At 62.0% G+C, this 18,545-nt stretch carries 16 protein-coding genes; 2 read left to right on the forward strand and 14 right to left on the reverse strand.

Features of this window, described 5'->3' with window-relative positions; genetic code table 11:
• Positions 1–106: 106 nt before the first annotated feature.
• From hemA to bchF, 14 genes are all read right to left on the reverse strand, one after another.
• Positions 107–1,321, reverse strand: coding sequence for a 5-aminolevulinate synthase (gene hemA / locus IE087_RS21450; RefSeq protein WP_189371532.1), 1,215 nt, complete (start codon positions 1,319–1,321; stop codon positions 107–109).
• Positions 1,311–2,114, reverse strand: coding sequence for a putative photosynthetic complex assembly protein PuhE (puhE, locus tag IE087_RS21455; RefSeq protein ID WP_189371534.1), 804 nt, complete (start codon positions 2,112–2,114; stop codon positions 1,311–1,313). The genes hemA and puhE overlap by 11 nt, the downstream gene beginning before the upstream one ends.
• A gap of 211 nt (positions 2,115–2,325) precedes the next feature.
• Positions 2,326–3,438, reverse strand: a complete 1,113-nt coding sequence (gene acsF / locus IE087_RS21460; RefSeq protein WP_189371536.1) for a magnesium-protoporphyrin IX monomethyl ester (oxidative) cyclase — start codon at positions 3,436–3,438, stop codon at positions 2,326–2,328.
• The gene (locus IE087_RS21465; protein WP_189371538.1) at positions 3,435–3,731 is read right to left on the reverse strand and encodes an O2-dependent cyclase accessory protein; all 297 of its coding nucleotides are present in this window, start codon (positions 3,729–3,731) and stop codon (positions 3,435–3,437) included. The genes acsF and IE087_RS21465 overlap by 4 nt, the downstream gene beginning before the upstream one ends.
• Positions 3,715–4,218, reverse strand: coding sequence for a photosynthetic complex assembly protein PuhC (puhC, locus tag IE087_RS21470; RefSeq protein WP_189371540.1), 504 nt, complete (start codon positions 4,216–4,218; stop codon positions 3,715–3,717). The genes IE087_RS21465 and puhC overlap by 17 nt, the downstream gene beginning before the upstream one ends.
• A 5-nt stretch (positions 4,219–4,223) precedes the next feature.
• Positions 4,224–4,856 carry a photosynthetic complex putative assembly protein PuhB gene (gene puhB, locus IE087_RS21475; protein WP_189371541.1) on the reverse strand — a complete coding sequence of 211 codons (633 nt, stop codon included), beginning with the start codon at positions 4,854–4,856 and terminating at the stop codon, positions 4,224–4,226.
• A 324-nt stretch (positions 4,857–5,180) separates the two neighbouring features.
• The gene (puhA, locus tag IE087_RS21480; RefSeq protein ID WP_189371543.1) at positions 5,181–5,951 is read right to left on the reverse strand and encodes a photosynthetic reaction center subunit H; all 771 of its coding nucleotides are present in this window, start codon (positions 5,949–5,951) and stop codon (positions 5,181–5,183) included.
• 25 nt (positions 5,952–5,976) lie between these two features.
• Positions 5,977–7,401 (reverse strand): PucC family protein, encoded by a 1,425-nt coding sequence (locus IE087_RS21485; RefSeq protein WP_189371545.1) that lies wholly within the window; start codon positions 7,399–7,401, stop codon positions 5,977–5,979.
• Positions 7,398–8,078, reverse strand: coding sequence for a magnesium protoporphyrin IX methyltransferase (gene bchM / locus IE087_RS21490; RefSeq protein WP_189371547.1), 681 nt, complete (start codon positions 8,076–8,078; stop codon positions 7,398–7,400). Before bchM ends, IE087_RS21485 begins: the two co-directional genes overlap by 4 nt.
• Positions 8,078–8,977 carry a ferredoxin:protochlorophyllide reductase (ATP-dependent) iron-sulfur ATP-binding protein gene (gene bchL, locus IE087_RS21495; protein ID WP_189371548.1) on the reverse strand — a complete coding sequence of 300 codons (900 nt, stop codon included), beginning with the start codon at positions 8,975–8,977 and terminating at the stop codon, positions 8,078–8,080. Before bchL ends, bchM begins: the two co-directional genes overlap by 1 nt.
• A 94-nt stretch (positions 8,978–9,071) precedes the next feature.
• Positions 9,072–12,629 (reverse strand): magnesium chelatase subunit H, encoded by a 3,558-nt coding sequence (locus IE087_RS21500; RefSeq protein WP_189371550.1) that lies wholly within the window; start codon positions 12,627–12,629, stop codon positions 9,072–9,074.
• Positions 12,619–14,172 carry a ferredoxin:protochlorophyllide reductase (ATP-dependent) subunit B gene (gene bchB / locus IE087_RS21505; protein WP_189371552.1) on the reverse strand — a complete coding sequence of 518 codons (1,554 nt, stop codon included), beginning with the start codon at positions 14,170–14,172 and terminating at the stop codon, positions 12,619–12,621. Before bchB ends, IE087_RS21500 begins: the two co-directional genes overlap by 11 nt.
• 61 nt (positions 14,173–14,233) lie before the next feature.
• A complete protein-coding gene (locus IE087_RS21510) occupies positions 14,234–15,520 on the reverse strand; it encodes a ferredoxin:protochlorophyllide reductase (ATP-dependent) subunit N (protein WP_189371553.1) in 1,287 nt (428 codons plus the stop codon).
• Positions 15,517–16,017, reverse strand: a complete 501-nt coding sequence (bchF, locus tag IE087_RS21515) for a 2-vinyl bacteriochlorophyllide hydratase (protein WP_189371555.1) — start codon at positions 16,015–16,017, stop codon at positions 15,517–15,519. Before bchF ends, IE087_RS21510 begins: the two co-directional genes overlap by 4 nt.
• A 307-nt stretch (positions 16,018–16,324) precedes the next feature.
• Between bchF and IE087_RS21520 the strand changes: the two genes are divergently transcribed.
• Both IE087_RS21520 and ppsR read left to right on the forward strand, forming a co-directional pair.
• On the forward strand, positions 16,325–17,107 hold the full coding sequence (locus tag IE087_RS21520) for a cobalamin B12-binding domain-containing protein (RefSeq protein ID WP_189371557.1): 783 nt from the start codon (positions 16,325–16,327) through the stop codon (positions 17,105–17,107).
• The gene (gene ppsR, locus IE087_RS21525; RefSeq protein ID WP_189371559.1) at positions 17,104–18,525 is read left to right on the forward strand and encodes a transcriptional regulator PpsR; all 1,422 of its coding nucleotides are present in this window, start codon (positions 17,104–17,106) and stop codon (positions 18,523–18,525) included. The genes IE087_RS21520 and ppsR overlap by 4 nt, the downstream gene beginning before the upstream one ends.
• Positions 18,526–18,545 lie beyond the last annotated feature (20 nt).

An 18,545-nucleotide genomic window follows, 5' to 3' on the forward strand; every position in this document is an offset into this window, starting at 1 on the left:
TCTCCTTCCAAAGTTCTTCGCAAGAACGTAGCGGCTTCGTGATCAAGTCAACAGTAACTTTGACTTGATCCCCGTGATCGGCGGAAATGCCGCGGCTCTTTTTCTGTCAGGCTACGGCGTGGGCAATAGCGCACTGTTTCCATAGGTCTTTCAGTGCCATGACCAGATGTTCGATGTCCTCGGTGCTGTGCAGGGGCGAGGGCGTGAACCGCAACCGTTCGGTGCCTTTGGGGACTGTCGGGTAATTGATGGGCTGCACGTAGATCCCGTATTGCTGCATCAGGTAATCCGACAACATCCGGCATTTGACCGGGTCCTTGATCATCACCGGGATGATGTGGCTGGGGTTGTCCATGTGGGGGATCCCCTCTTGGTCCAGCCGTTTGCGCAGGTAGGCCACGCGCTTGCGTTGTTCGATGCGTTCCTGGTCCGATTGCTTGAGGTGGCGGATGGAGGTGCGCGCCGCTGACGCGACCGCGGGGGGCAGGGCGGTGGTGAAGATGAAGCCGGAGGCGAAGCTGCGGATGAAGTCGCAGAGCGCTTCCGAGCCGGTCACGTAGCCCCCCACCACGCCATAGGCTTTGCCGAGCGTTCCTTCGATCAGGGTGATGCGGTCCATCAGGCCCAACTCTTCTGCGACGCCGCCGCCGCGGGGTCCGTACATGCCGACGGCATGCACTTCGTCGATATAGCTCATTGCGCCATGTTTTTCGCACACGTCGAGGATTTCTGCGATCGGCGCGATGTCACCATCCATAGAGTAGACCGATTCAAACGCCACGATTTTCGGGGCGTTGGCGGGAAGGGCGGCCAGTTTGCGGTCGAGGTCTTCTGGGTCGTTGTGTTTCCAGATCACCTTGTTGGCCCGTGAGTGGCGGATGCCTTCGATCATGGAGGCGTGGTTGAGCTCGTCCGAGAGGATCACCGCGTCGGGGAGCCGTGACCCGAGCGTCGAGAGGGCCGCCCAGTTCGAGACGTAGCCGGACGTGAAGAGCAGCGCGCTTTCCTTGCCGTGGAGGTCGGCCAGTTCTTCCTCAAGCAGCTTGTGGGCGTGGTTCGTGCCCGAGATGTTGCGCGTGCCGCCTGCGCCCGCGCCGCATTCGTCAATCGCGTCCTTCATCGCCTTGGTCACCGACGGATGCTGCCCCATGCCGAGATAGTCGTTCGAGCACCAGACGGTCACCTGGTCCGGGGCATCTTCGTTGTGGCACCTTGCGCGGGGGAAGGCGCCGGACTGGCGCTCCAACTCTGCGAATATGCGGTAGTTCCCCTCTTCTTTCAGCGCATCGAGTTGGGTTTGGAACAAAGCATCAAAGTCCATGATGTCCCCCTGTGGTGTTTTTGGTTGGTTTTGCTTCTGGCAGCATCCAGCGCCAGAGCCGTTCGTCGGGGATGGGCAGGACCATCACCCAGTGTTCGAGGGCCGCAAGGGCCGTAAGGGCGGTGAGCAGGGCAAAGCCTGTGACCGCACCGGTGGTTTCGGCGGCATAGAGCCGTTCGAGCCAGCAGGCTGCGGCGAAGTTGAGTGCCGTGACCGAAATGGGGAAGAGCCAGTTCATGCCCGCCGTGCGGAAGTGGCTGGGCAGGTGTGCGAGTGCTTCGGGCAGAAAATCCACGTGGATGCGGGGGACGCCGAAGAAGAGGTTCAGCTTGGCCGAGATGCGGGCGAAGAAGAGGACCGCGAAGGTGTAGAAGGCAAATGGGTTGGGGGCATGCCAGAGTGCGAGGGCCAGTCCGATCAACGTCGCTGTCAGGAGCATCTCGTGATAGGCGATGGTGCCCCAGGCGCGGATGAACCGCTCCCATTCCGCCTTGTGCGGGGGCAGGGGCCTGCGGTTGGGGCCGGTGATGACGCCCGTGAGGAAGGCCAGTTCGATCCAGCCCCAGAGGGCGAGCGCCGAGAGGAAAGCGACATAGGTGCCGAGGATGTCGGTCTGTGTCATGGACCAGTAAGTGCCGTAAGCGCCCAAGGCCATGAGGGGTAGGGCGGCGATTGTCGTGGTGCGCCGCGCCTTTTCGCCTGAACGGTCGGCGTATTTGACCGCCATCAGGATGGTGCCTGTGGAGAACCACCAGATGAACAGGGCGATGAGGGCGGCGATCCAGGGGGTCATAGGCTGCCCCCAAAGTGCAGAGGGCAGCGCTCGACCTGGGGGGCGCTTTGCTCCATTTGATCTGCGCGTGTGCCCCAAAGCGTGGATGTCGTGTGTGCTGCGAGCGACATCGCCAATAGCGCCCTCCGGGGGGAGGTCGGGCGCTGCCCGGCGGTGCCGCCGGACGCGAGGGTTGGCTGATGTGCCGCCCAGTTATGCCAAACGGCTTGGATCAATACGCAGGCTCCAACCGGGTGCTTTCGGGCACCACGTGTTTCTTGGCCGGGATCGTGTAGAGCGCCACGAAGGCCGCTGCTGCCCGCAGCTGTGCGCCGAGTTTTCTCAGGCCCGTCGCCTCGGCCATGTCCACATTGGCCTTTTGCAGCTTCTCAAGCTGGCGCTGCCAACGCGGGTGGTCGATGTCGAGCGTGATGGGGAAGATCTGTTCCGACAGTTTCGAGGTTTTGGTGAACACCTCGTGTGCGTACCAATCCGGGTCCACGCCGAGCGCTTCGTGGAAGGCGGGGCGCTGGTGGTCGCGCACATACATGGTGGCGTAGACCGCCGTTAGGAAGAACTTGATCCAGTAAACATTCATCCCGCTGGTCAGCTTCGGGTCGGTCTTCATCAGCAGTGCAAATGCCTCGCCATGCGAAAATTCGTCATTGCACCACTCTTCGAACCATTTGAAGATCGGGTGGAACCGGTGTTCCGGGTTGGCCTGAAGGTGCCGGAAAATGGTGATGTAGCGGGCATAGCCGATCTTTTCCGACAGGTAGGTCGCGTAGTATATGAACTTGGGCCGGAAATAAGTGTATTTCTTCTTCTGCGTCAGGAAGCCGAGGTTCACACGCAGGCCCGCTTCGCGCAGGGCGTCGTTGATGAAGCCCGCGTGGCGTGCCTCGTCCCGCGCCATCAGCTGGAACAGTTGCGTGATGTCCTTGTTGGCCCCGCGCCGCTTCATTTCCTTGTAGAGTACGCAGCCCGAAAACTCGGCTGTGCAGGAGGAGATCAGGAAGTCGATGAATTCCTTTTTCAGTTGCGGCTCCATCCCGTCCCAATCGACGTGATCCCAGTCTTCGTTTTTCTTGAAATGCCCCTTGTTTGGGTCGCTTTCCATCTGGTCGATCAGTTGGTCCCAGTCCTCGCGGACCGAGGAGACGTCAATGGCGTCAAGTTCGTCAAAATCGGTGGTGTAGAAGCGTGGGGTCAGCAGCGTGTTCTGCATGGCCGTTTCGGTGGCAAACTCAGACGTGAATTTTTCGTCCTGTGCCTGGGCAATGGCGAGGCCCTCTTCGACCGAAGTTGCATCTGCCGTATGCTTTTCTGTGTTCTGGATATTCATAGCGTCACCTCTTCAGAGAAGGAGAATTCGCAGAGTTCCATGACTTCGAAATCGCCGGTGAGGCGGGTCCAGAGCCGTTCAAGGCCGGATGCGCGGGTGATGATCGCCTCGCGATCCTCGCGCACGATCTCACCGAAGGGGGCCATGATTTCCGGCCCTTGCACCTGCACCTCGTCGCCCGGATAGACGGTCGTGCCGTTGTTGAACCGAACATGCGCGTGCAGGCTTTCGAACTTGTGGCTTATTTCGACCGTGCAGGGCGCACGTTCGACGTCCTTAGTCAGTAGTCCCATGGTGGCTTCCTCCTTGGGTCTGGGTTGGCTCCAGCAACCTGGCGAAGGTGCGGAGATTGTCGGCGCCAAAACCCATCAGCTCGGCGCTCCAGTTGGTCTTGGGGTCGTAGAGTGAAAGACGGTTGCCAGCGCGCAGGCGCAGCAGCACCGGGGCGGTGGCGTCTGCGCCGATCTTGCCCCGTTCGCGGGCGATCACCCGTTCGATGCCGGCCACAAAGCCGCCCTTGTCCGATGCGAAGTCCGCCAGAACCGTGCCATGTGCGTCCAGCACGCGCGCCGCACCCGACGCGTCGCCGGACAGGAAGATCGCGCGTTCCGCGATGATTTCCGTCTGGGGTGGGGTGCTTTCAAGGGGGCGGTCCGTGAGGGTGGCAATGGTGACCAGTGAAAGGACAATGAGCAGCAGGGCGAGGACCGCGCGGATCAGGATGCGCGGGACAAGTTCGTCTTCCTTGGCGTGTATGCGGGGAGTGGTGGCGTCAGACATGGCGCTTACTCCGCCGCGACCGCGCCACCGGGGGCAACGCGTGTGACCTGGGGTGTGCTTATCCGCGCCTCGGCCGCGTCGGCGAGGATGCGCGCGACGTTTTCGGCGTCGGGAATGCAGCGCAGGGCGGGCTGCGTGCTGCCGAACCGCCAGGGCCGCGCGTGCGGCCAGAGCACGAGGTAGCTGATCTTCGTCTTGCCGGTGGTGTCGAGCGCGATGGTGCCCGTGCCGTTCTTGCGCAGATCAAGCGCTGCTTTGCCCAGTTCGCGGTAGGGCAGGTTGATCGTCAGCGTGAGGGCCGCCCCGATCCGCATGGCGATGCGGGACGTGGTGATGGTGTACATCGTCGCCCGGGCCTGAATGAGTGCGACGCCGTAGAGCAGGGCGCAGACGATGGCCCCCAGAATGAGGAAGGGCACCGTGGCTCCGATCGCTTGCCCGATCGGCATGAGGTCCATCACCGAAATGAACCGCCAAGCGGCCAGCAACCCGAAATAGCCGATGATCCAGTTGAGGTTCAGTGCCTCGCGGGCGAGTGCGAGGGTGTCTGGCCTGCCTTGCCAGAGGATCTGTTCGCCCTCGGGCGGGCGTTCGGGGAGCCCTTCGATTGGTTCGACTGCGAAATCATCATGGGACATGGCGCACGTTCCCCTTCACGGTTTCGGGGGACCTGCATTGGTGCTGATATGTCCGGGGTTCACCCCCGGGCCGCGCCCGACCCTCCCATTGCGCCAAAGGCGCATGGTTGATTTCCGGCACGCCCCCGGCGTGACGGGAGGGCGCATTGGTGATGTCACGCGCTGCACGGTCGTTTTGCAGACCAACAGCGTGGCGGTTCGAATTGAGGTTGGGAGCGCCCACCCAGGGTCGGGCGCCGCCCTTTTTGCAAAGTGGCGAAGACGCACGCGCCAGCCGCCGGTGTGCCCCGGGGCCTTGCCAGGATATGGCGCGCGCGTGTTGCATCAGAGCTTGGGCTCTTGCCGGCTGCTGTCGGCATAGAGGACACCGCCGCCGTAGTAGCCGCTGATCTTTTCCTCTTCGAGCATTGTCACCTGCGTGGCACTGGCGTGCTGCGGCACGGTGGCAAAGTGCTTGCCATAAAGCGTGCGTACGACAACCCGGTCGGATTTGATCCGGGCAAGGGTCAGCGGCACCAGACGGTTGCCGGTGCCCCATTTGGCGTCCAGTGTGTATTCAAGGTAGCGCACGAGCTGTTCAGGCTCGTCGATCCACATATCGACGACCTTGCCCACAACTTCCCCGTCGCCGGAAACCAGCGGCAGGCCGCGTGGATCACGACCCTTGGCAAAGCGGAAAGCGTCATTGCCCGACATCGGGATAATCTTGGGGTGGCCGTGGCCATCGAGTTCAGGCACGTCGCGGCGGGGCGCCCAGCTGGCCGGGCCAACGCCGTCCAGCATCGGATCGCCCGTCGGCTCCAGCGGGTAGCCGTTGCCCGGACCTGAGCGTTTCATCGGGATATCGGACCGTTCGGGCGTTTGGCCTGACGGAACGGTTACGGTGCCACGCCCGTGGGGGAGTTCAAAGCTCTTGTCCTCGGGCAGGGGGAACAGGCCGGAATTGGACGAGGCGTTGCCCTCGTCATCTTCCAGCGGATAGCCCTCGCGCATGTTTTCGCGCTGGATCCAGATGATGAGCCCGGCAAAGAAGATGTAGAACAACCAGAGCGCCAGTGACGCGAGGTCGAATTCGCCAAAGAATGTTGCGGTCATGACAGATGTCCTTTCCTGGAGAAGGTCATGTGGGGAAATCCGCGAGGCCCAGGCGGCCCGCGTCCTTCCGTTCGGTGAGGGGACCCGAAGTGCGCACAAGCGGTCCCAGGATGACGAGAGTGACGAAGAGCAAGCCAATCTCGGTATGGTAAACGAAGGAATATCCGGTGGTCGGGGTGGCAAGGCCTTCGCCCCATGCCCCAGACATGGCGACAGCACCAATCCAGTCGCGCAGCGTGCCGCCCAGGGCGATGGCGACGCCTGCGGCCGTGGCCTGCGCAGCGCCCCACGCCCCAAGGGCAAGACCGCGCCCTGCAACGCCTTTTGCCGGCATCGCCATGGCTGCCGTAAGAGTTGACACGGCAAAGAGCCCGCCGCCAAAGCCGATCAGCGTGGCGCCCGCGTAGAACAGCAGGTTGGCCTGCATCGGCGCTGCAAAGATCACGAGGGAGAAGGCCCAGATGCCGGCCAGCACACCAGCGCCCGCCAGCCGGTAGGAATTCGACCCTTTGGCAAGCCGCCGTCCGGCCCAGATGAAGCCGGTCAGCGCGCCCGCCGCCCAGAGGGCGGTCAGGATCGTGGTGGCCGACACCGAAAGCCCGAGGATTTCGCCGCCATAGGGTTCCAGAAGCACGTCCTGCATGTTGAAGGCCATGGTGCCGATGAAGACGCAGGCGAGCAGGCGCCCGGCCTTGCCCCCGGCGGCGTAATCGTTCCACGCGTCGCGGAAGAGCGGGCGCGGGGCCTCGCGCTGCTCACGGCTCATCGGCGTCACGCTTTCCTGTTTCCAGAGCGCGATGAAAGTGAGAACAGCGCCAACGACGGCAGAGCCTTGCACCACGCGGATCAGGGTCAAGCTGCTGTAATTGTTCAGTAAACCACCGATGATCAGAGCTGAGATGCCCATGCCCACAAGGAACATGACATAGAGCATCGCCACCACGCGGGGGCGCGTTTCGTCCGTCGCGCGGTCACTGGCCAGCGCCAGCCCGGCGGTCTGCGTCATGTGAATGCCAAGGCCCGTCATCAGGAAGGCGAGGCCTGCCAGCACTTCTCCGGCAAAGGGGATGTCGTGCACGGTGTCGCCAGACAGGACAAGCAGGGCAAAGGGCATGATGGCAAGGCCGCCAAACTGCCAAAGAGCGCCGAACCAGATATAGGGGATGCGTTTCCATCCGATGGCAGAGCGGTACGTGTCGGAGCGGAAGCCCAGCAGCGCCCGGAACGGGGCCGACAAGACCGGCAGCGCAATCATCACTGCCACGATCATGGCGGGCACTGACAATTCCACGATCATCACGCGGTTGAGCGTACCGAGCAGCATGACCGAGGCCATGCCGACAGACACCTGGAATAGCGACAGGCGCAGAAGCTGGCCCATCGGCAGGTCATCTGACGCCGCATCGGCAAAAGGCAGTGCCTTGAGCGAGAGATGCTTGAGCGCACTCATGGCCGCAGCTCCATCGCTTCGGAGATGTAGAAACCGGAGGTGATCCGGTCGACTGGACGCAACATGCGGCGCACGCCTGCGGCCTTGGCGGCCTTGGCGAGTTTTGGGTGCGCGTGAGGGATCATGACCGGGGAACGGTCAGAGCGGGGGAAAGCCTTGCCCGCATACCACATCGCCATCAGCGCAGGGGTGCGCGGGGCGACGGTGAACACAACGGGGCCGCTGACGCGGGGTTCGAGCGCGGCAAGCGCGTCGCCGATATCAGAGGCGGTGTAGTAGATCAGGCTGTCCATCGCGATGACGGCGTCGAACCCGCCGAGCTTTGGGTCCAGCATATCGCCCGCATGGAAGGTCACGTGGCTTTTCAGGTCGTGCGGCAGACGCAGTTGCGCAATGTCGATCAGTTGCGGCGAGATGTCGGCGGCGACCACTGTGGCCCCCCGTTTTGCCAGCTCGATGGTCGCGACACCCGGCCCGCAGCCCGCATCTAGTACCCGTGCGCCGCGCAGGTCGTCCGGCAGGCGGCTCAGCATCAGGTCGCGCATCCGCTCCCGCCCCGCGCGCACGGTTTCCCGAATGCGCGACACGGGCGCGTCCGATGTCAGACGCTCCCATGTCTTGGTCGCCGTGCGGTCGAAGTAGTCTTCGACGCGGGCGCGGGTGGAGCCGTAGTCCATTAATCGAATCCCAGCAGTTCAAAGATATCGCGGTCTTCCATTGGGGCGGGGGCCAGCCCCTCGGTTCCGTTCCAGAGGGTTTCGGCAAGGCGTATGTACTCGGCGCGGCAGCGCAAGATGTCTTCCTCGTCGTCCATCTCGAACAGGGTCTTTTTCTTCAGGCGTGAGCGGCGGATGGCATCCACGTCGGGCATGTGGGCGATGCGGTTGAAGCCGACGGTGTCGCAGTAGCGGTCGACCTCGTTGGTCTCGCGTGAGCGGTTGGCGACGCACCCGGCGAGCCGCACCTTGTAATTGTTCGACTTGGCCTGCACAGCCGCGATGATGCGGTTCATGGCATAGATGCTGTCGAAATCGTTGGCGGTAACGATCAGGGCGCGATCAGCATGTTGCAGAGGGGCCGCAAAGCCACCGCAAACCACGTCGCCCAACACGTCAAAGATCACCACATCGGTTTCTTCCAGCAAGTGGTGCTGTTTCAGCAGTTTCACGGTCTGGCCAACCACATAGCCACCGCAGCCTGTGCCCGCCGGCGGGCCACCGGCCTCGACGCACATGACGCCATTGTAGCCCTCGGTCACGAAGTCTTCCGGCCGCAGCTCTTCGGGGTGGAAATCCACCTCCTTGAGAATGTCGATCACCGTCGGCTGCAGGTGCCCGGTCAGGGTGAAGGTGCTGTCATGTTTCGGGTCACACCCGATCTGCAGCACGCGCTTGCCCAGGTTGGAAAAGGCGGCTGACAGGTTGGACGAGGTGGTGGACTTGCCGATCCCGCCCTTGCCGTAGACGGAAAAGACCTTGGCCCCTTCGATCTTGGCATCAGCATCCTGATGGACCTGCACCGATCCTTCGCCGTCTTGCCCGCGCAGAACGGGGGGATTTCTGTCGAGTGGGCTCATGCGCCCCTCCTTTCGAACGGGGAAAGATCCCCTGCTTCATCTTGCCAAATAAACTCCCGCCGGAGGCTCCCGCGGTATGTGCCCTCGAAACGGATCATTCGGCTGCGATCCCTTCGAGCTTGTCCTCAAGCGCATCGGCTGCGTCTTGCAGGGCAGCGAGCGTTTCGGCGTCGGGTGCCCAATACTCACGATCCGACGCCTCCAGCAGACGGTTGGCCATGCGGCTTGAGGCGGTTGGGTTCAGGTCGGCCATGCGCTGACGCATTTCTTCATCCAGGACGAAGGTTTCCGAGATCCGTTGGTACACCCAATCATCGACCTGGCCCGTGGTGGCGGACCAGCCGACAGTGTTGGTGATGTGTGCCTCGATCTGGCGGACCCCTTCGGCGCCGTGCTTGAGCAGCCCCTCGAAAAACTTGGGGTTCAGCGCGCGGCTGCGGGTTTCCAGCGCCACCTGATCCTTGAGGGTACGAACCTTGGAGTTGCCGCGCGTCTGATCGCCGATATAGACCGACGCCTCGGACCCGCGGGCGCGTTTCACCGCGCGTGCAATGCCGCCCAGCGTGTCGAAATAGTGGTCCACGGTGGTGACGCCCAGTTCGACGGATTCAAGATTCTGATAGGCCACTTCGACATCCGCCAGCGCCTTTTGCAGCAGAGCCGGGTTGGCAGCGGATTTGCCATCGACGCCATAGGCAAAGCTCTTGCGCGTCTCATAGGCGTCGGCCAACTCGTCCTCGTCCCCGAAAGCCGAGCTGTCGACCAGTTGGTTCACGTTGGAGCCATAGGCCCCTTCGGCATTTGAGAACACGCGCAGGGCAGCGGTGGCGAGGTCGACGCCTTGCGCCTCGCTATAGGCCAGCGCGTGGGCGCGGATATAGTTCTGATCGAGCGGCTCGTCGGCTTCGGCGCATTTCAGGGCGGCCTCGGCCAGCATGCGGGTTTGCAGGGGCAGCAGGTCACGGAAGATGCCCGAGAGCGTCATGATCACGTCGATGCGCGGGCGCCCGAGTTCGGCAAGGGGGATCAGGTCCGCCCCGGCGAGGCGACCAAAGCTGTCGAAGCGCGGGGTGCAGCCCATGAGGGCTAACGCCTGCGCAATCGGCCCGCCATCGGATTTGATATTGTCCGACCCCCACAGCACCAGCGCGATCGAGCGGGGCATGGTCGGGTGCGTGTCCAGGAGCAGTTGCGCCTGTTTCATCCCGTCACGGCAGGCAAAGGCCGTCGGCATGCGGAACGGATCGAAAGCGTGGATGTTGCGGCCCGTGGGCAGAATCTCGGTCGAGCGGATGAGGTCGCCACCGGGCACAGGTTTGATGTAGCGCGCATCCAGCGCAGTCATCAGGGCGGTCAGTTCCGTTTCGGTTTGCAATAGCGCATCGACCTGTGCTCGCGCGTCATCATCGGCGTGCGGCATCAGGTTCAGGTATTCTTCGCGCGCCGCATCGCTGAGCGGTTGGCCAACCACGTGCAGCCCGTCAGGGATCAACGCATCCTCGGTTTCCAGCAGCTTGAGCCAGAGCGCATCGGCGGGGGTGCCGCCCATGTCGACGGCTTCGGCCTGTTCGGCGATCAGGTCTTCGAGTTCTGCCCGTGCGCTATCACTCGCATTCATCTCGCGCCAACGGGTCAGAGAGTCCTTCAACTCCGCCAGCCCTTTATAGAGACCGGATGTCGCCAGCGGTGGTGTAAGGTGCGTGATCGTCACAGCGTTCGAACGGCGCTTGGCCAGCGACGCCTCGGACGGGTTGTTTGCGGCATAAAGATAGATGTTGGGCATCTCGCCGATCAGGCGATCCGGCCAGTCTTGCGCGCCGAGGCCCGCCTGCTTGCCCGGCATGAATTCCAGCGCGCCATGCATGCCGAAATGGATCACGGCATCGGCCTGATAGGTGTTGCGCAGCCAAAGATAGAACGTGGTGAAGGCGTGGGTCGGCGCGAAGCCTTTTTCGAACAGAAGGCGCATCGGGTCGCCCTCGTACCCGAAAGCGGGCTGGACGCCGACAAAGACGTTGCCGAGTTCCTTGCCCAGCACAAACACGCCGCGCCCGTCGGACTGGATGCGGCCCGGCGCGGGCCCCCAGACGGCTTCGATGGCGTGCAGTGGGGGCGTTGTGCGTACGATGGTGTCGGCATCCACATGTGCGGCGACGTTCGCCTCTTGCCCATATTGGGCGGCATTGCCTTGCAGGACCTGGGCGCGCAGGGCGTCGACGCTACCCGGCAGATCAACGGTGTAGCCACGCGCCTTCATCGCTTTCAACGTATTGAAAAGGCTCTCGAAAACGGAAAGATAGGCCGCAGTGCCCACTGCGCCTGCATTGGGTGGGAAACCGAAAAGGACGACGGCGACCTTCTTCTCGGCATTCTCTTTCCGGCGCAGACGGCCCAGGCGCAGGGTCTTTTCGCTAAGGCTTTCGATGCGTTCCGGACAAGGGACCATCGCCTTTGGTTCACCCGCCACACAGTTATGGGCGCAGCCACTACATCCTTCGGGCCCAAGCCGCCCGCCAAAGACAGTGGGGCACGTGGCGCCATCAAGCTCGGGCAAGGCCACGAGCATGGTGGTCTCTATTGGCCCAAGGCCGCCGGTGCTGGCCGCCCATTGACCCAGCGTCTGGAATTCCAGCGCGTGCGCGGCGAGGTAGGGGGCATCAAGGTCAGCCAGCACATCAATGGCCGCTTCGTTGTCGTTATAGGCCGGGCCGCCGACAAGGCTGAACCCGGTGAGCGAGACCAGCGCGTCGACCTGCCCCTTAAAATAGGCGTCAATGGCAGGGCGGGCATCCAGCCCGCCAGCAAAGGCAGGCAGAACACGCATGCCACGGGCCTCAAACGCGCGAATGACACCATCGTAGTGCGCCGTATCGCCCGCCAGCACGTAAGAGCGCAGCATGACGATCCCGACAGTCATCTCGGCATCTTTGGGACCGGGAATGTCAGCGGCATCCGTGGTGATGCGCGCAGGGAGATCGGGGTGGTAGAGGCCGGTATCGGGGTAGCCGATGGGCAAGGCCGCTTCGGGCCGTTCCGCCCAGTCGGCGGAGGTGGCGTAGCGGTTCAGCAGGAACTGGATCATCGCCCGCACGTTGTCGTCGGATCCACCCAGCCAGTACTGCATGACCAGGAACCAGGCGCGCAGGTCCTGCGCCTTGCCGGGGATGAATTTCAGGATCTTGGGCAGACGGCGCAGCATCTGCATCTTCTTGGCGCCGTCCTCGGTCTTGGGCTTTGAGGACCCGCGCAACCGCTTCATCAGCTTGCCCATGGTCGAGGGCGGGGCCTGCATATCCAGAGTGCCCATGCGGGTCAGCTTGACCACCTCGGCATCGGCAATGACCCCGACCATTGCGTCGCAGTGATCGCGGCGCGCTTTCAGTGCGGGCAGGATGCGCGCCACATGCTCTTCTAGGAACAGAAGGTTCGAGATGATGATGTCGCCATTCATCACCGCCTCTTCCGCTGCCGCGAAGGCGTCCGGAGACTCGCCCCATTCCGCGGCGGCGTGGATTTGCAGATCGAGGCCCGGGTAGTCTGTGGATAGGTCGTCCATCGCGCGCCGGGCGGGGCCAGCGGCGTGGCTGTCCAACGTGATGATCACCACGCGGTAGCCGGGCAAGCGCCCGTTTATGTGCGTGTCATCGCGCATAATGGGCCTTGGCCTCATACAATGTGTCGACGGAAATCTCGGCCACACCGCGTTCGCTGGCAAAGACTTCGGTGTTGCGGCGTGCCTTGCCCCGAACAAAGAAGGGAATCTTCTTCAATTCTTTCTCGGCGTCGGCCAACCAGATGACTGATCCTTCATTCATCTTGCCAGACAAACTCCGGGGGGAAGCCGCAGGCTGGGGGGCTGGCCCCCCTCCGTCCTCGGGTTTGGGCGCATGGCCACCATGATGTGAGGGACCGGCGGCATCGTGAAATTCAAAATCTTCGCGGAACATGTGCAGGAGGTGCTCCTCCAGCCCCATGACCAGCGGATGCACCCAGGTGTCGAAGATCACGTTCGCGCCTTCGATCCCCATCTGAGGGGAGTAGCGGGCGGGAAAGTCCTGCACGTGGACGGGGGCAGAGATGACGGCGCAAGGGATGCCAAGCCGCTTGCCGATGTGGCGTTCCATCTGGGTGCCGAGGATCATTTCGGGTTGTAGCGCTTCGATCACGCGCTCGACTTCCAGGTAGTCGTCGGTGATCGTGGCTTCGATGCCCATTTCGCGGGCCTTGGCGCGGACAGGCCGGGCCATTTCGCGGTTGTAGCAGCCCATGCCAACCACTTCGAACCCCATCTCGTCCTGCGCGATGCGAGCCGCGGCCAACACATGGGTGCCATCGCCAAAGAGGAAAACGCGCTTGCCGGTCAGGTAGGTGCTGTCGACCGACTTGGAGTACCAGGGTAGACGCAGGCGGGAGGTGTCGAGATAGGCGTCCTTGCCGGTGATCTTGGCGACTTCGTTGATAAAGTCGCGGGTGGCGCCGACACCGATTGGAACGGTCTTGGTGTAGGGTTGGTCCAGCTCCTGCTCCATCCAGCGCGCGGCGGATTCTGCGGTTTCGGGATACATCAGGACGTTAAAATGCGCGGCCCCCATTTTGCTGATGTCTTGGGGAGACGAGGTCATGGGGGCCACGACATTGACGCTGATGCCCATATCGGAGAGCAGCGCGGTCACTTCCTGGATGTCGTCGCGATGACGAAATCCAAGGGCGGTTGGGCCGATCAGGTTGGCTGTGATTTGTTTGGTCCGTTCCATCGGACGGGCCAGTGTCTTGACGATCTGGAAGAAAGTCTCGTCCGCGCCAAAATTTTCCTTGCGCTGGTAGCTCGGCAGTTCCAGCGGGATTGTGGGGATGGGGAGGCCCATGGTTTCGGCCATGCCGCCGGGGTCGTCCTGGATCAGTTCGGCAGTGCAGGAGGCGCCGACGATGATCGCTTGGGGCTGGAACCGGTCATAGGCGCCTTGCGCCGCCGTCTTGAACAGGTTGGCTGTGTCGGCGCCAAGATCGCGGGCCTGGAAGGTAGTGTAGGTGACCGGTGGGCGGTGGTCGCGCCGCTCGATCATCGTGAACAGCAGGTCAGCATAGGTGTCGCCCTGCGGCGCGTGCAGCACGTAGTGCAGGTCGCGCATGCCTGTGGCGACGCGCATGGCGCCGACATGGGGTGGGCCCTCATATGTCCAGACGGTGAGCTTCATGGCTGACTGCTGGGGCGCTGCCCCAGACCCCGGAGTTTACTTGGCAAGATGAAGAGGATCTTCATTCTGTAGCCTCCAGTTTCAGGAGGTCTGCGCGGCGGATCGGGCGAGAGAACAGGCCTGCGAGGTCGCCCGCCTGTTCATAGAAGTGGACCGGTGTGAAGACCAATTCGATGGCCCATTTGGTGGCGAGCCCTTCGGCCTCAAGCGGGTTGGCGAGGCCGAGGCCGCAAACCGTGAGATCTGGTTTGGCTGTTTTGGCGCGGTCGAGTTGCAGGTCGACGTCCTGGCCTTCGGAGATGGTGGGCCCTTCGGCCAGAAGGTCTAGATCGGGGCCTACGATGCCCTTGTGGATGAAGGGGGCTCCTACTTCGATCGCGTCCATGCCGCATTCGCGGGTGAGGAAGCGGGCCAGGGGGATTTCGAGCTGGCTGTCGGGGAAGAAGAAGATGCTCTTGCCGTTCAGCGCTTCGGCAGCTTGGGCGATGGCCTTGCGGGCGCGGGCACTAGGGGCCGCTGTCACCTGGTCGAACAGATCGGGAGAGACACCGAATTCGGCGGCAATGGCGGCAAGCCACTGTGTTGTCCCTTCTTCACCGAAAGGGAAGGGGGCGGGCAGGTGCCGGGCGCCGCGGCGTGTGAGGGCATCGTGGGTGTCGCCCAGGAAGGGCTGGGTGAGCGCATAGACCGTGTTGGGCCCGACGGCGAGGTCGCTGTCGGCACGCGGGGCTGGCAGGACCTTGATCGGGCCAATGCCCATGGCTTCCAATAGGCCGATGGCTTGTTCTTCAACCACGTCAGGCAGAGCGCCGACCAGCAGGAGTTGCCGGTCGTCTGTTTTCGGAAGCACAGGAACCATGGAGGCGAGGCAGGCGTCTTCGCCTTGCGTGAAAGTCGTTTCGATACCGGAGCCTGAGAAGTTCAGCACCCGGACCGAAGGGGCATGGCGTTGTGTCATGCGCTCGGCTGCTTTGGCGAGGTCCAGCTTGATCACCTCGGACGGGCAGGAGCCGACAAGGAACAGTTGTTTGATGTCGGGGCGCCGGGCCAGCAGCTCGTCCACCACCTTGTCCAGCTCGTCCTGTGCGTCGGCTAACCCGGCTAGGTCGGTCTCTTCGAGGATCGCGGTGCCGAAGCGCGGTTCGGCGAAGATCATGACGCCGGCCGCCGATTGCAGCAGATGGGCGCAGGTGCGGCTGCCGATCACCAGAAAGAACGCGTCCTGCATCTTGCGGTGCAGCCAGATAATGCCGGTGAGGCCGCAAAACACCTCGCGTTGGCCGCGCTGTTTGAGAATCGGTGTCTCGCGGCAGCCACCTGCCGTTGGGAGGCGCGGAAGCTCGGTCATGCCGGGGCCTCCTGCGGTGCTGAGGCCTGCAAACGGGCGGCGCGCAACTTGAGCACGAATTGGGCTGCGTTGATGACGTAGGCGCCGTAGGCGGCGAGGGCCAGCCACATGAGCGGCACGGGGTCCATAGCGCCTGAGAACAGCGCCCAGAGATAGGCTGTGTGCAGCGCGATCACCAGGAATGAAAACACGTCTTCCCAGAAAAAGGCGGGCGCCAGAAGGTACTGGCCGAAAACGACTTTTTCCCAGATCGCCCCTGTGACCATGATCAGGTAGAGCACGCCCGTTTTGATGACGATGGACCATGTGGCGGCGGTGTATCCTTCGCCCGTGGACAGGTAACGAATGACCAGCGCCAGAGAGACCAGAAACACCACGAATTGCAGCGGTGCGAGGATGCCCTGAACCGGGGTCCAGATGGTGGCATCCCGGCGCGCGCGTTCCTCGGCCGTATAGAGCCCGATCGGTGCTGCATTTGGGGGTGTCCGGGTGGACATTGTGTAGCGCCTCTCCCTTTGCGTCACGGGTTCAGCGTATCGGGTGGGAGGGAAAAGTGTCAATTATAACTTACACTCAATCTGTCATCCTCACGTATAGGATTTGATGGCCGCAACATGTATGGCTGTGAAAAAACCCCATTTTTCCGGCATAAGTACCGCTGCTCCGCGGTGTGCGCATGGATGTGACATGGTCTTGATGTCAAATTGAGTTGACATTGTGTGTGTTCAGGCAGACACTTTTCTTGTTTTCACGGCTCTGACGCGCCAGAACCGTTCATTGCGTTCACACGGATCGAGGTAATCCATGACGCATGACGACCCATTTGGCACACCCCGTCTCACGTACGGGCGCAACTACGACCACGAGTCGTTGGCCAGTGAGGTCATCTCTATCCTCAAAGATCGTCAGATCGTTGGGCCCTCGGGGGCACGGCAGATTGCCGTCGACTACCTGGTGCGCTCCGTTCTGTCTGAGGGCAATTTTGATGCAGCGCTGGTGCTGGAGGAGTTGACTACCTATCGCCTGACCCATGATGCGTTGATTGATCTGTATATTCCTAAGGCCGCAGAATACTTGGGCGCGCAATGGATGACATCAGACCTGGACTTCGCCACGGTCACGGTCGGGTCGTTGCGCTTGCAGGCACTGCTGGGCGTTGCGGCGCATGGACTGACCCGCGAGCCGGTGGACCATAACAACGTTCTGCACGCATTGGTCATCGTTCCAGAAGGCGAGCAGCATTTCCTGGGAGCCAGCGTTGTTGCGGCCCAGCTACGCCGGTTGGGCTGTGATGTCAGCCTGTCGATCAACGAGGCAACCGACCAAATTCTTGCCAGGGTTGAATATGATCGGCTCGACATGATTCTGTTCTCATGTGCGCGGGCGGCGGGCCTTGAAACCGCATGTAGAACGGTTAAAAAGATAAGAGAAACAAGTGATATGAGTCCCGTGTTGGCCATAGGTGGCGCTTATTCCGGGATCACTGAACATAAAGCAGAACAAACAGGCGTCGATCTTGTGACAAATACGGCAAAAGATGTTGTTGGCTTCACGACGAAGCGCAAAAAGGCATTGGCCCGTAGATGACAACGGATGGAAGCAGTTTTTGGACAAGCGGCGCTGTCCCGCTCATTGAACCTGAGTTTCTGAGCAGTATTATTGCGGCCGCTTCTGACATCGCTTTGGTTGTGTCCGCCGAAGGTACCATCCTGTCAGTACTGTTGAATGACCTGGATGACAGCTTTGGCAACCTAAACCATTGGGAAGGTCGTCCTGTTGTCGAATTCCTGACCGAAGAGAGTATTAAAAAGTTCCAACATGCGCATGACGCGTATATGTCGGGGCAGCCGCCGAAAAAGCCGCTTGAGCTGAACCACAGCGACAATGCCGTGTGGCAATATCCTGTGCGCTATACATTCCACCGTTTTGGACAAGAGAATGCGGTCTTGTTGTTGGGTCGTGACCTGCGCCCCATTGCCGAGACACAGCAGCAGTTGGTGCAGGCCCAGATTGCGCTTGAGCAGGGGTACGAGGCCAGCCGCGAGTTTGATGCACGCTATCGCGTGGTCATGTCGAGTGTTGATGATGCCGTTGTCTTCGTGTCGGTGCAGACCGGGCGGATCGAGGATGCGAATGGCCGCGCTGCTGCGCTATTGGGTTTGAAGTCCGATGCGCTTGTGGGGGCTGCCCTTGCCAGCCTGTTCAAGGATCGGTCCGGAGCTGAGCTGACCGAAAGCCTGATGAATGCCACTCTGACCGACGATGGCGCCCCAGTTTCGGTGCGCACGTCGCGGACACATCAAACCATTGATTTGTATCCGACCCTGTTCCGCGCCGCCGGGCAGCGCGTTTTGATGTGTCGGCTTGCCGGAAGCGAGGCGGTTGCGTCAAACACGGATTCTGCCTCCAATCATGCGGTTTCGCTGTTCCGAGGTACAACCGACGCCATCGTCTTTATGGATCCGCGCGGCACAACATTATCGGTCAACGATGCCTTTTTGGATCTGGTTGGCGCGACCCATCTGTCGGATGTTGTGGGGCAGTCACTGGCCGAGTATCTGGCCCGCGGTCAGATTGATCTGGGTGTTCTGCTGGAGAATGCGGCCCGCACAGGGCAGATGCGTGTCTATGCCACCCGCCTTGTAAATGATCTGGGTGCCCGTGTACCCGTCGAGGTGTCCGCCACCGCGCTTGAGGATGCCGAGAACCCTGCCGTGGCGCTGATCATGCGTGATGTCAGCCGTCTGGAAGGTGTGCGCAAGGTCGAAAGCAGCGGCGGGCCGAGCATGCCGGAGCCTGGGCGCAACGTGATGGACCTGATCGGCTCGGCGTCGCTGAAAGAAATCGTGGCTGAGACCACCGATGTGGTCGAGAAGATGTGCATTGAAACGGCCGTCAACCTGACGCGTAACAACCGTGTTGCCGCGGCCGAGATGTTGGGGCTGTCCCGGCAGTCGCTCTACGTCAAGCTGCGCAAATATGGGCTGCTGAGCAAGAACGGCTAGCCTGCTGCAACCCTTGCACC

Origin of the sequence: Tateyamaria omphalii, assembly GCF_014651375.1 — a bacterium.
GTDB classification, from domain to species: domain Bacteria; phylum Pseudomonadota; class Alphaproteobacteria; order Rhodobacterales; family Rhodobacteraceae; genus Tateyamaria; species Tateyamaria omphalii.

Bases quoted from the DNA above. Each gene is read 5' to 3' on its own strand.
- hemA (WP_189371532.1), bottom strand. From the start codon at position 1,321: ATGGACTTTGATGCTTTGTTCCAAACCCAACTCGATGCGCTGAAAGAA.
- puhE (WP_189371534.1), bottom strand. From the start codon at position 2,114: ATGACCCCCTGGATCGCCGCCCTCATCGCCCTGTTCATCTGGTGGTTC.
- acsF (WP_189371536.1), bottom strand. From the start codon at position 3,438: ATGAATATCCAGAACACAGAAAAGCATACGGCAGATGCAACTTCGGTC.
- IE087_RS21465 (WP_189371538.1), bottom strand. From the start codon at position 3,731: ATGGGACTACTGACTAAGGACGTCGAACGTGCGCCCTGCACGGTCGAA.
- puhC (WP_189371540.1), bottom strand. From the start codon at position 4,218: ATGTCTGACGCCACCACTCCCCGCATACACGCCAAGGAAGACGAACTT.
- puhB (WP_189371541.1), bottom strand. From the start codon at position 4,856: ATGTCCCATGATGATTTCGCAGTCGAACCAATCGAAGGGCTCCCCGAA.
- puhA (WP_189371543.1), bottom strand. From the start codon at position 5,951: ATGACCGCAACATTCTTTGGCGAATTCGACCTCGCGTCACTGGCGCTC.
- IE087_RS21485 (WP_189371545.1), bottom strand. From the start codon at position 7,401: ATGAGTGCGCTCAAGCATCTCTCGCTCAAGGCACTGCCTTTTGCCGAT.
- bchM (WP_189371547.1), bottom strand. From the start codon at position 8,078: ATGGACTACGGCTCCACCCGCGCCCGCGTCGAAGACTACTTCGACCGC.
- bchL (WP_189371548.1), bottom strand. From the start codon at position 8,977: ATGAGCCCACTCGACAGAAATCCCCCCGTTCTGCGCGGGCAAGACGGC.
- IE087_RS21500 (WP_189371550.1), bottom strand. From the start codon at position 12,629: ATGCGCGATGACACGCACATAAACGGGCGCTTGCCCGGCTACCGCGTG.
- bchB (WP_189371552.1), bottom strand. From the start codon at position 14,172: ATGAAGCTCACCGTCTGGACATATGAGGGCCCACCCCATGTCGGCGCC.
- IE087_RS21510 (WP_189371553.1), bottom strand. From the start codon at position 15,520: ATGACCGAGCTTCCGCGCCTCCCAACGGCAGGTGGCTGCCGCGAGACA.
- bchF (WP_189371555.1), bottom strand. From the start codon at position 16,017: ATGTCCACCCGGACACCCCCAAATGCAGCACCGATCGGGCTCTATACG.
- IE087_RS21520 (WP_189371557.1), top strand. From the start codon at position 16,325: ATGACGCATGACGACCCATTTGGCACACCCCGTCTCACGTACGGGCGC.
- ppsR (WP_189371559.1), top strand. From the start codon at position 17,104: ATGACAACGGATGGAAGCAGTTTTTGGACAAGCGGCGCTGTCCCGCTC.